Origin of the sequence: Vibrio sp. MED222, from assembly GCF_000153005.1 — a bacterium.
In the GTDB taxonomy this organism is placed as follows: Bacteria; Pseudomonadota; Gammaproteobacteria; order Enterobacterales; family Vibrionaceae; genus Vibrio; species Vibrio tasmaniensis_A.
The window spans coordinates 292,934-305,983 of record NZ_CH902606.1 but is presented as its reverse complement, the minus strand read 5'-3'; the positions used below and the strand labels follow the sequence as shown (position 1 = coordinate 305,983).

Below are 13,050 nucleotides of genomic sequence, written 5' to 3'. Positions count from 1 at the left end.
GAAGTGAAAAGAAGCAAAAAAAAATTGAAAACTGCCTTTAAAGATCCTTAGTTATTGTGATTAAAGCAATTAAGGCAGTGGAATGATGATAGACATGACGAATTTGTTGCGTTCAATCGACAACAACCACAAAGGGCTGCAATTGCTATTAGGCGACTTTTATAAGGACTTTTCAGACGCAGCAATCAACATAGAAACGCTTCATAAGAGTAATCGCTTTGACGAACTCAACAACTACTCAAAAAAATTGAAGACCATCTTAACCTTGCTGTGTGACCAAGACCTGCCGCCCAAAATGGCCAAGTTGGAACATTTGAGTAAACACGAATTCCCTGCGCCGGAAGCGCTTTTAGAAGATGTGAAAACTGAACTACAAAACGTCAATAGACAAATTAATCACTTGTTGGATATTAAGGAAGTTGTAGATGACGAGTCATCGAGGTAGGTCATGAGCAATAACCAAATAGAGCATCATCTCAGAAAAGCGCTCGTTTCTAACAACGAGGCTTCCAAGGTCACAGCAGATGACACCATCGTGCTTGCAAGTGCGATGACTAGCGTTCACAAGACGTTACTCATCATTTTTCTACTTGCTTTGGTGGCTATCGCCGTAGCGTCACAGGCACGCATCGACATTGTCGTTTCTGTGCGTGGCGAGCTGTTACTAGAGTCTGATGTTGAGAAAGTTCAACACCTAGAAGGCGGTATTTTAGAAGAGCTGTTAGTGAGAAAAGGAGAAGTTGTGTATGAAGGCCAGCCGATTGCTCGAATCCGCTCACTCGACCGTAACACCCAACTCGATACAGTGAACACCGAAATCATACAGCTGGAACTCGATAAAATTCGTTATGAAAGCTTGCGTGACATGGTCGAACCAAACTTTGCTTCTTACATCGAAAAGTACCCAGAACAAGTTCAAGTCAACATGAATACTTGGCAGCAAGAGTTCTCGAAGAACCGCTCTAACGAAGAGCTGATCACTCACGATATTAAACACAAAAACTCTCTAATTGGATCAATGCTAAAGCGTCGCAAAAGCTCAGAGAACCAACTCTCGCTCATTCGCAAACAACTCAACATCAAAAATACGCTTTATAAAGAAGAGATGGCGTCATATGTCGACGTTCTAAATATGAAAGTACAAGAATCCAATATGGTTCGTGAGATTGAAAACCTTGATGAGTCCGTCATGAACGAACGTTTCCAACTCGACAAACTCGAGAAACAACATCGAGATTTGGTTGAGAATCGTAACTCTGAGTACCAAGCACAGATCATTCAGGCCAATAAAGACCTCAAACTAAAACGGATCTTGCAACCACAACATTCCGATAAGGTAGATCGCTTAATCGTCTACTCACCAGTGGATGGTGTGGTCGACAAATTACACTTCAACTTCCGTTCTGCGGTAATACCACCCGGCGAGAGTATCGCTGATATTGCTCCAATCAATAACTCCCTACACGGTGAAGCGAAAATTCCGCGTAAAGACATGGGGTTTGTTGAAATTGGCCAGGCGGTAAAAGTAAAAATGGATACTTATAACTTCGCAAAATATGGATTTGTTGAGGGAACCATCGCCTCAATTAGCCGTTCATCATACGAAGAAGAAGATGCCGAATTCTATTTGGCAGAGATTGAGATTGATCGAAACTTTCTTGAACGAGGAGGCACTCAATACAAATTATCACCTTATATGGAATTTACCGCCGACGTAAAAACAGGCTCGCGTCGCGTGATCGAATACGCTGCAAAACCTGTGATGTCAGCCATCGAAGATGCATTCGATGAGAGGTAATCAATGAGCGGAAAACCTTCTTATAACATTTCCGTACCAGCTCTACGTCTGAGCATATTGTTCAGCGTAGTACTAGCGGCGCTCGCTTTCTATTTATACTTTTCTTGGTCAAAAATAGATTCGGTTGCTCAAGTGCAAAGTGCCCCACTGCTCATACAAGCTCAGAAGCTTAATCAGACCATCGAACAAGATATTCAAACTCTACAGCAGTGCTTAAGTACCGACACTTGTGGTACTAACGAATTCAATCTAGTTAACTTGAAGCGTGAAATAGATGAATTTAGATCGCTAGCCTCTTTGAACAAAACTGAGTTCAGCTTGGTTGGCGCGACTGAATACACCCAACTTGAATTAGCTATCAATCGCTTTTCCGACAGCACTAAAACACGCAACGACGTACTCGACTTATACCTGTCACTGACCAACAACTACCTACAGATGGACGACAACTACCGCACCATGTTCAACAACCATGCGAGCGACTTGATGTCAGAGAAAAATGAGTTCTTTATCTGGTTGTTTATGGTGGTCGTGATACTGGCAGTAATCACGGTCCTATCGAACTCAGTTGCTATGTTGAAGCTGAAGAAATCCAGCTCTAATGAACGAGAAATCGACTATGAGTTCGATGCTCTCTATCAAGAGCTGAAACAACTCGACTTACAAAGACTCGAAGAGCTTCTGAATGAAGTGAGCATCAATCCGAAACAACGCCAGATCTACTCTCACCTCAAACTGATTTTCAGTAAATTGGAAGACCAAAAGCGCAATAACGATCTCTACAAACAGCTGTATGCACTGATCGGGTATGAGATTCGCGGTATCACCAACACCATCAACGGCGGTGTCCAATATCTGGTTCAAGAAACCGATGAAAACGGCGTATTGATGGCGAAGGATATTACCTCAGCATGTAGCACCTTATCTGAGTTAGCAGAAAACTATAACCGATTGATTTCACAGGGTACGGAAAGTAAGTCGAAGGAATTCTCGCTACTGAGCGTGTTGTCTGAATTGATGATTCATATTAGCGCCAAAGTTCAGAGGAACGAAGGTCAACTCGACTGCTTTATCTCTGATAATTTGCCGAACCGTGTTGAAGGCCAATCCACCAGCTTGTTCTGGATCTTGTTTCTGCAGCTTTCTAACGCCATCCAACTTAAATCAAATAAGAAGCTATTTGTGACGATTGAATCGGGTGCGGCGTCAGACATGGAAAATACCCGTGTCACCATCAATCTCAACTTCTTATCAACGCTGGATGTCTCTGTTGCCAAGCTCAATAAACTCCATTGGAGCGCACACAAAGACCATACAGCCAATACAGATGACTTAGCAAAAAGCGTTCTGAAAGATTACGGCTATTACGAGAGTCACTGGTTCCAGTCAGGGGCACAGGAACGTTTTCAGATCGAGCTTGATCTTAAAGCTAAGAATTTCCACACAGAGAAGACGCGCTTCGATGGCAAGCGTTTACTGCTGTGCGCCAATACTCAAATCCGTATCGATGTGATGAAGAAGATGCTCAGCAATTTGGGGCTCGACATCACCGAGATTCGCACTGCAAATGAGCTTTTCTCAGCGGCGAAAACATTCGGTGATTACGATGCGATTATGCTGACCGATACCTTTGAACCCAATAAGCTGCCGTCGTTGAGTAAAACGGTCAAATCTCAACTTAAGAACCACCCAAATACCAAGTTACTGTTGTCAGTGACCAACACTCAGCAAGCACAAGAGTGTCATAGCTTCGTCGACAAGATCATCAACGCCCCTGCTATCCCTTACGAGTTCATTCCAAACCTACTCACCATTATGGAAGCGGAAGCATCGGAAGAACAGATGGAGAACAGCTCATTCCTTATCGTTGAGGATGACCGAGTTCAGCAGATCTTACTGAAACGAATTCTTACCAAGCAAGAGTATGAACCAGACACCGTTGGCGATGGTGCCGATGCCGTGAAGCACTTCATGAATAAACGTTCTGACATCATCTTCATGGATTGCATCATGCCGGGTATGGGCGGCATCGAAGCAACAAAACGCATTCGCCAATTCGAACAAGAGAACGAGAAAAACCCTTGTACCATCATAGGTGCAACCGCATTGACCAGCAGTAACGAACACCAGGCTTGTATTGAGGCCGGAATGGATTACGTGATCAGCAAACCTTATAAAAGCGACCAAATCATCAAGGTGATCAACAAGTATGTGGCGGTACAGAAACTTAACTAGCAGCATCATAGCTGCACTCGCATTCAGCACGACACCTTCAGCATCGGCGACTACCTTGCTTGAGGCGGTAGAACTCGGCCTGCAAAACAGCCTGTCTCTTCGCGCCAGTGATAAAGGTGTGGAAGAGAACGAATACAACATTGGGATCAGTCGCTCTAAATTTCTGCCTTCACTCAATGGTGCTGCCGATACCACATGGAACGAGAATGAAACCTTGCTATCGAGCGTACCCGATGAAACCTCTAGCTATAACTCAAACAGCTACAGCCTTTCGTTATCCCAGTCCATATTCAATCTTGGTGACATTTTTAAATATGGGACGGCAAAACTCGACTTCAATATTGAAGAGATTAAACACGAGAACAAAGTCCAAAGCACCATTTCGGAAATCGGCTCTCAATACTTCGAGTATTTGAAAAACAATGCGCAAATAAAAGCGACCAAGGTAGAGCTTAAGTCGTCTGAGACTCGTGAACATCAGATGCGACGCAACGTAGAGTTGGGGAACACAGCCGCCAGCGAGCTGTACGAAGTTATCGCTCAGAAAGAAGGTGTGTCGAATCGATTAAGAACCTTGCAGAAAGATCGCCGTGTCATTCTCAACGGGCTATCCATTCAGATTCAGTACCCTATCACTCCATCACAAGATATATACGAAAGTGTGCCATTAAAAGAGATAAACGAAAGCGAACAACACTCAATCATGGATCAAGCGTTAAAGCTCAACAACGACTTACTAGTAGCCAAGAAAAACGTCGAGAGAAGCCGTAGAAGCTTAAAAGAGAGCGGTACAAACTTCTTACCTACCGTGTCACTCTCAGCCAGCTATCGTCACGATGACGCCAATAACTACGATAAAACCGACATCACAGCGACAGGCGAAAGCAACTCAACTAGCGTTGGCTTGAACCTAGCCTTGCCTATTTTGTCTGGTGGTTCTGATTACTATGGATATCAAAAATCATCGACGGCAATTGAACGTACTGAACTGCTTTATCAAGACTCGCTTTACACCACTCGTAACAGCGTAAACACTTCGGTCCTAAACATTAACGATTTTTCGCAATCTATAAGCAGTTACGAGAACATCATTCGTGCCAACTATGCCTCTTACAAAGGCATTCAAAGGGCATACCAGTTAGGCACCCGTACCATCACCGATTTGCTTGCCGCAGAAAGTAAGCTCTTCAGCGCCTTAAGAGATTATGAAAGCGCACGATACGACTACATCATCGAAACCATCAAGCTCGAACAAACAAAAGGCGTGCTCTCGATTCAATCGATAGAAAGCATCATGCAATTGATGAGTGATATCGAAGGACGAAACAATCAAGAATTAGTGCCTAAACACCTTCTCTCAACTGAGTCGTTGAAAACAGGAGGTCGTAATGCAAACTGAGCAGTTTTCTCAAAAGATCAATATGGCAGATAAGTGTTATCTGACTTTCTCTACAATAATTTCCACTCTATTTGGCTTGGTACTGCCCTTCTCCATTCTGATCATTTTCGACCGAGTATTACCAAACCAAGCACAAGATACGTTGTTCTTGCTGTTCGCGATTATCCTGATTTCTATCTTCCTCGACTACCACCTGAAAAATCAGGAAGAGAAGATATCTTCCGTCATCATGAGGCAGTTTGAGACCAACTTAACCAACAAGGTATTCCAATCCATCTGTTTGGCTGAGATCTCTAAATTTCGCCGCTTAGAACCGGGCGAATACCTAGAGCGAATCTCAACCATTCCTGAGTTGAAAACCTTCTTTGGCGGCGAATCGGTTCGAGCCCTGATAAACCTTGCTGTCAGCGTGATCACCATCCTCATTATTGGTCTGATCAACATATGGGCTGGCGTGACGCTTCTGATTGCCTCGCTCATTTTAGCCATTTTCGCTTGGAGCCTTTCTAAGCAGAAGATTGGCAGCTTACAAAACAAGTCCGATATAGAGGGCTTAACCACATCCAAAATCATTGAAATCATTTCTAGCCCTCTGGATATCAAAGCTCGAAACATGGAATACCGCGTTGAAAGCCTGATGACCCAAATGGTCGAGGAACGTGAAGTTGAAAACATCAAATACGAACAGATTGAATCGAATTTTGGCTTAATCTTAGCGCTCATCCAACAACTCTCGATTGCTTGTGTTGTTGTGGTATTGGCAACAGCCGTGATCAATATGGAGTCAAGCCAAGGCATTATGGCCGCGATAATCATGCTTACCAATCGTTACTTCGCGCCCTACCAACAAGTGATGCGTACCGCGAGCCGCTGGGAACTAAACAAGCTCCATATACAACGTATCGCCGAACTTCTTGAACTGGCCGCGTCGGTTGAACATCAACATGAGACGACCGAAGTAGAACGTATTTCTGTTAAATATTCTGAAAAGCAGCGTATCGAATTCGAACTCGGACAAACTTATTTGCTTACCGGGAAAAGTGGCTCCGGCAAGACCCACCTTGCCAACTGTATTACACGTCAGAACAATGATAACAAACTGGACATCATGATTAATGACACGCCTCTGAGTGACGTAAACTACAACGTTTGGCGTAACAGCGTGCTGATGGTCGATAAAACAAGTTCATTCGTGGAAGGGACCATTATTGATAACCTAACCTGTTTCCGTCCAAGCCTGAACAATACGGCTTTCGCCTTATGTGAAACCATGAACATCAAGGCTCAAATTGATGGGCTGCCTGCAGGTTTCTATACCGAGCTCAAAGGTCACATGCGTAACCCATTCTCACGCCAAGTTGGCTATGCTCTGTTATTAGTCCGTGCCCTGCTCGCCAGTAAGCGTGTGTTGATATTCGACGATATAGACTGCGTCTTTGATGAAGAATTTGCACGCGTCGTACTGACCAGTACTGCCTATCGTGCCAATGACAAAATCTTAATCATCGCCAGCAATAAAATGGACAAACTCAACCACCGCCTCAAACGCGTAAAACTTACCGGAGGTGACCAATGAGTATCCTAGTAGACTTCAATAATGTGCCGCAACGTGTCTTGGATTTTGAATCTAGTGGATACGACGAACGTTACAGTCAATCGCCACTTATTCGTGGTTTGGCCTACACCTTGATAGCACTCGAATGGGAAGGCACGCCCGCTATACTCAGCGATGCTTTTATTCCAAAACCCAAAGACGGTGATAGCTTTACAGCAACCATAGAGCGCCTTGGATACCGCTGTGATGTGACCAAACTAAAGACACTCGAGAATATCGATAAATATCCTCACCCGTGCTTTATTGAGATAGAAAACCTCAGTGCCATCTTCTTAGGGACAAAAGATGGGAAGTTGCTGCTGTTTGATTACACGAACAACAACACCATTGAATACCCAATGTGTAAAAAGCCCTGCTTGCTGATTTCTATTAGCGAATATTCTCGTCTGTTCCGCGAACCACCTCCGGAATCGCAAGATAGAAGCAATTGGATAAAATACGCTTTCTATCGTTACAACAATGAACTTAAAAGCCTGATCATTCTGAGTTTCGTCATCAGTATTCTCGGTGCATTGCAGCCATTCTTCATCATGAGTGTCTATAACTTCGCACTGACTTCGAGCTCTCAAGCCACACTCTATTGGTTAACCTTATTCGCCATTATTGTTGGCTTCTCTGAATACTTCTTTAAGAAAATGCGGGTAAATATCATTGCCACTTCCGGTAAAGATCTCGCGGTGCACATCTCACAAGCCGTAATATCGAAACTTCTCTGGCTGCCCTACGCGATGACATCAACCGCTGGGGTTTCGTCGCAGTTGGCTCGTTTGAAAGATATCGATACGTTCCGCCGCTTAGTGACTGCAGAATCAACGCTCAGCTATTTTGATATGCCGTTTGTGATTGTATTTATCATCGCCATTGCTCTGATGTCTGGCACGGCTGCACTTGTGGTGATGGGTGGCTTAATATTAATGTTGGTGTTCTGTGTTTACTCTCGTTACATCTACTCACAAGCTACATCTAAAAGCTCTCGCGCTAACGCCATGGTCTCTTATCAATGGAATGAAATCCTTCGTGGTATCAAGACCATTCAAGGTTTGCCTTTACTGCGCGTGGTTCAATCTCGTTTTAGTGCCTCCCATATGCAAAGCACTAGTGATGCGGAGAATGTAGCTGTAACCAACAGTAAAATTCAGGCTGCTGGCGGTAGTTTGATTCAGGTGATTGGTACTGCAAGTATCGTGACCGCAGTAATCGGAGTCATGGAAGGCACTTCTGATGCGGGCGCGATGCTCGCAACCGTTATTCTCGTTTGGAAAGCACTAGGCCCGATAATGGGCATCTATAACTCAATTTCTAAGTTTCAATCCATCAAGGCTTCGTCGGCACAGATCAACAACTTGATGTCGATGAATGACGACAAGTTAACGCTAGAAAAAAGCCCGCCTATTCGGCTGTTCCAAGGAAATATTGTAGGCAGTGGTGTCAGCCACCGTTACACAGGGGCAGCAACAGGGTTAACCAACTTGGGGTTCAAAATACCACCCAGTGCAAAAGTGGTCATTTGTGGCCCTACGGGCTGCGGAAAAACCACCTTAATTTCAATCATTGCTGGGCTAGAAGACCGCTATCAAGGCGCAGTTTCTGTCGATGGTTACAACATTAAACAGTTCAATAGCTACCGTTATCGCACCTCAATTAACTACATCCCTTTTAACCTGCATATTTTTGAAGGCTCACTAGAAACCAACTTCATTCTGCATAACGGACTCATTCCGACAGAGAAAATGCAGGAGATGGTGAGCTTCTTCGAGCTAGACGAATGGCTGCCAGAAGGCTTGGCGACTCAATTGAGTGTCGATAAGTGCAAAGGTCTTCCGAATGGAATTCAACAAAAGCTGCGTTTGGCACTTGGTTTAGGCAACTGTGAGCAATCTCTGATAATCATTGATGAACCGTTCAACGGGGCTGAAAATGAAAACGCCCAGTATTTTAACCGCCTGTTCAGCGATAAGTTGCTGAATAAGACCGTCATTTTTTCGACCAATGATCCCGGTTTGATCGCTACTTCCAATATGAGTTTGGTTCTAGAACCTGATGGCAACTTGAAATATTTTGGCTTAACAGACAAATACTTAAACAGCTTGAGTTAAACACGACGATGCTTATTCACAAATTACTCGTTAGATAAATGGATGTAATTGACAAAAACATAAGTGAGAGAGATGATTCGCTCTAAAATCACCGATACAAAGGAAGCAAATGTACACATTCGTTGCAGACAAGCTTGATGTCGCTTACTTATCCGCAATTCCTGAAAACCATCAACTTCAGGGCTGCGATGTGCCTGAAGAGGAAATCGAACTTCGAGAGATCATAGAAGTTTGGTATGAGTGTGCCTTTCTACCCGCTTTCAATCTTCAGAAAATCGATATCGAGAACAAAGCTGAGTTAACCGTCGTACAATCAAATGTTCTGAGCAACGATACGCGTACGCTCGCTTTCCTACTCAAAAACAGAGTGTACCGCGCTGCACTGAACAGAATGCTCGGTGTTTGGGCGCTAGAACCTTCTGCAAAAACGGTGTTAGAGCAACTTCTATTTGAACTAAGTCTCGATAAAAATCACCCTAATTAACTCGCTTTTTAAGATACTCATCAATAAGCATCAAAATCAAACCGACCGCCAAACGCTATAAATTGCTAGCAAGACAAGCTATTTCAAAATAAGCTGTGGAATCACAAGAACTTATACCCCTCCCACACTTCCATTAAATTTACAGTTTCAAAGTTTCCATATCGGCATTTTTATTCTACTGTTTTTATATAAAACCAGTTGGATGGATCCTTAATATGTCGACACTCACGGTCTGGAATAACCTTTCAGTTAAACATAAACTCTTTGGCTTAGTTCTACTACCGATCTCATTGCTCCTTTTCTTAGCCGGTAGACAAGCTTACTTTCTGACGACGCAGTTAAACGATTTTGAGCGAACCAATCAGTTAGCAATTTACCTTGAAGATATCTCTGTCTTGTATCGAAGTACTTTGGCCCCAAACACTGAAGAGTTCGTTAATCGAAGTGCTAAGGTAAATGCCGAGCTCAAAGCACTTTCACCCAGCATATTTCTAAACAGTTCCGAAGAAGTGAACCAACTGCTGGCCGACTTCAGTGAGGCAACCTTGTCGACTATGAAAACGACCGACAGTTTCGATAAGCTGGATGCGATTGAATGGCAAAGTGACTTGTATCAACAATTGTTGCTAGCCATTGAGAAAGTCCCTTTTGATATCACCAAGCGTGAGATTCAACAGCACCTCACCGCCTTGCATCAACTAGAGTGGTTGATGTTTTGGTCAAATGAAGAATTTAAGCTCAGCGCTTCACTCTTCGATATTTACCAAAATCATCAAGAGTATGATTCTGAACTAGCCGAGTTGGTTGAAAGCCTCAATGCTAGGCAAGTTTTGTTCTTAGAAAGATTTGTGTCCTTGAATGCCAATACACATCAAGTTTCACTCATGATTGAAGTGTTTAAAGATGAGGCTTTTATGAAAAGCCAAGAGATACGTCACGCACTTCATAGTTCATCCACAATAAGCGCATTGACTCCAAAAGAGATCACTACCGGACTCAATGCGATGAGTGCTCGCCTAAGCCTGTTGCAGAATTTAGGTGACGTGATCAAACAAGAGTTCCAAGCCGAAGTAGCTCAAGCGATCTCAGATGCTCAAACAGAAAGAACGCTATTTATTTCCATCGTCACGTTGCTTGCAGCAACTGTTATGGGATTAACCCTCAGTTTAGCGAAACAAGTCACCAACAATCTTGGGCTAGTTCTTAGGTTCTTAAAAAGTGAAAATGATGATACCCGCCCTTCTTTGGACAAACTGATTCAAGGCAAAGACGAACTCAGCCTATTTGCTCAGCAAGTAGAGCGACTGACCATCGAACGAGAACATGCAAAAGAGAAGTTAACGATAGCGAAAGAAGACGCAGAGCGAGCTAAAGAAGACGCCGAAGAAGCCAAAGACCACGCGATACAAGCTAGCAAAGCGAAAAGTAGCTTCTTGGCCAATATGTCTCATGAAATTCGAACCCCACTGAATGGCGTTATCGGTATTTCGGAGATTCTGTCAGACACACCACTTACACCAACACAACGTGATTATGTAGATACGATCGAGACCTCATCTCAACTACTGCTAAGCCTGATCAACGACATCTTAGACTTCTCTAAGATTGAATCTGGCATGCTATTAATCAGCCCGCATTCGGCATCGATTAGAGAATCCATTTACGACATCGCATCTATTGTCGCGCCAAAAGCTAAAGAGCAAAAAATATCAGTGAACGTTGATATCAGCCCAGACACACCTGCACGCGTGATGATCGATGATCACCGATTAAGACAGATCTTGATGAACTTTATGTCGAACGCGGTGAAGTTCACAGCAGAAGGTGGCGTTACCCTGTCAATCCAAACGCTAAACAAAGCAGAAAACAATGTCACCCTAAGGTTTTCTGTGCGAGACACGGGGATTGGTATCGATAAACAGCAACAGAAACAGATATTCGAACCGTTCGCTCAAGAAGATGATTCAACGACCAGACAATTCGGTGGTACTGGTCTTGGCCTTGCGATCAGTACTCAGCTTGTTGAACTTATGGGTGGTCAGATCCAACTCGACTCCGTCAAAGGTAAAGGCAGTTGTTTCTACTTCGATCTAGAATTACCCATTGATTTAATGTTGCCAAAACCAAGCACAGCAACCGCCGACATTTATGTTCTAGGTAACGCGAACATGCTCTCTAAACGAATAGAATGGGACCTTAACCTCTATGGTTTAGAAATAACCCAACAAACGAGAGATACAGCTGAGCTTACACAACAACTCACGATTCAAAAGCACGCTAACCCAATCACAGTTGTCTTTGCTGAAGATGACACATTCCAAGCCAGTGACTATACCAGTGACTTAGATAAGCTCCACCAAAACGGCATCACTATCTGCTTGATTCGATCATTTTTGAGCGAGCCGGCTGACATCGGCAATTGTGTTACGGCTCAAGTATCACAGCCCCTACTCGGTTTACGTTTGATTAAAGCGGTTGAGCTCTGTGATACACAGGGTCGGGTTGAGCTTTCAGAGGCGAGCCAACCTTCTCTAGAGATACAACACAAAATTCTGATCGTCGAAGACAACAAGGTCAACCAAAAAATTGCCGGGCTTCATGTTGGTAAAAGTGGTTTTGAATTCGAGTTTGCGAATAATGGCCAGGAAGCCGTGGACATGTTCAGATCGAACCCTCACTACGCAGCAATACTCATGGACTGCATGATGCCGGTTATGGATGGCTTTGAAGCGACAAGTAATATTCGCCGCGTTGAAAAAGAGACCAATGCCACGCGTCGTATCCCTATCATTGCCCTGACCGCCAGTGTTATTGATGACGATATTCAAAGGTGTTTCGACGTGGGCATGGATGACTATGTGCCAAAGCCATTCAAATTTGAAATGTTAAAAGAAAAAGTACTTGCCGCCGTTGAAGCAATGCCACTTCCTGTTGCCTACAAAACTAAATCTACGAAAAAACCCGCGACCGTAACGCCGATTCTTAATGCTGCAGCTAAACGGACTGTGCCAGAGGAAAGAGAACAAAACCCGGTTCCGAGCAAATCTGAAAGAATACTGCTCGTCGAAGACAATCGAGTTAACCAAAAAGTCGCTTCGGTCATGCTAACAAGGGCTGGTTACGCTTTTGAAATTGCAGAGAATGGTCAAATTGCCGTTGATATGTACCAAAACGACAGTAGTTTCGACATTATACTAATGGATTGCATGATGCCCGTTATGGACGGTTTCACAGCAACTAAGGAGATTCGGGAGCATGAGAAAAACCTAGGCTTAAGCAAAACTCCTATCATCGCGCTAACCGCCAGTGTTATCGATGATGACATTCAAAAGTGCTTTGATTCAGGCATGGATGGATACGTAGCGAAGCCCGTAAGAAAAGAAAAGCTATTCCATCAAATAGAAAGTGCGACTTGTTAGGAGA

Annotated in this window: 8 protein-coding genes; all 8 read left to right on the top strand. The window is 43.8% G+C overall.

Annotation, left to right across the window (positions count from 1 at the left end; all coding sequences use genetic code 11):
• Positions 1-82 precede the first annotated feature (82 nt).
• The 8 genes from MED222_RS19900 to MED222_RS19935 all read left to right on the top strand — a co-directional run bounded on the left by MED222_RS19900 (position 83) and on the right by MED222_RS19935 (position 13,046).
• Positions 83-445: a hypothetical protein gene (locus MED222_RS19900; RefSeq protein ID WP_032555011.1), complete on the top strand. Its 363-nt coding sequence runs from the start codon at positions 83-85 to the stop codon at positions 443-445.
• A gap of 3 nt (positions 446-448) precedes the next feature.
• The gene (locus MED222_RS19905) at positions 449-1,798 is read left to right on the top strand and encodes an HlyD family type I secretion periplasmic adaptor subunit (RefSeq protein WP_009844977.1); all 1,350 of its coding nucleotides are present in this window, start codon (positions 449-451) and stop codon (positions 1,796-1,798) included.
• A 3-nt stretch (positions 1,799-1,801) separates the two neighbouring features.
• Positions 1,802-4,033, top strand: a complete 2,232-nt coding sequence (locus tag MED222_RS19910) for an ATP-binding response regulator (RefSeq protein WP_009844976.1) — start codon at positions 1,802-1,804, stop codon at positions 4,031-4,033.
• Complete coding sequence (locus tag MED222_RS19915) at positions 4,008-5,432, top strand: TolC family protein (protein WP_009844975.1); 1,425 nt, start codon at positions 4,008-4,010, stop codon at positions 5,430-5,432. The genes MED222_RS19910 and MED222_RS19915 overlap by 26 nt, the downstream gene beginning before the upstream one ends.
• Positions 5,422-7,008: an ABC transporter transmembrane domain-containing protein gene (locus MED222_RS19920; RefSeq protein WP_009844974.1), complete on the top strand. Its 1,587-nt coding sequence runs from the start codon at positions 5,422-5,424 to the stop codon at positions 7,006-7,008. The genes MED222_RS19915 and MED222_RS19920 overlap by 11 nt, the downstream gene beginning before the upstream one ends.
• Entirely contained in the window at positions 7,005-9,143 is a 2,139-nt protein-coding gene (locus tag MED222_RS19925; protein ID WP_009844973.1) for an ATP-binding cassette domain-containing protein, read from the top strand. The genes MED222_RS19920 and MED222_RS19925 overlap by 4 nt, the downstream gene beginning before the upstream one ends.
• Positions 9,144-9,252: 109 nt before the next feature.
• The gene (locus tag MED222_RS19930) at positions 9,253-9,627 is read left to right on the top strand and encodes a hypothetical protein (protein ID WP_009844972.1); all 375 of its coding nucleotides are present in this window, start codon (positions 9,253-9,255) and stop codon (positions 9,625-9,627) included.
• A 215-nt stretch (positions 9,628-9,842) separates the two neighbouring features.
• Complete coding sequence (locus MED222_RS19935; RefSeq protein ID WP_009844971.1) at positions 9,843-13,046, top strand: response regulator; 3,204 nt, start codon at positions 9,843-9,845, stop codon at positions 13,044-13,046.
• The last annotated feature ends 4 nt before the right edge of the window (positions 13,047-13,050 follow it).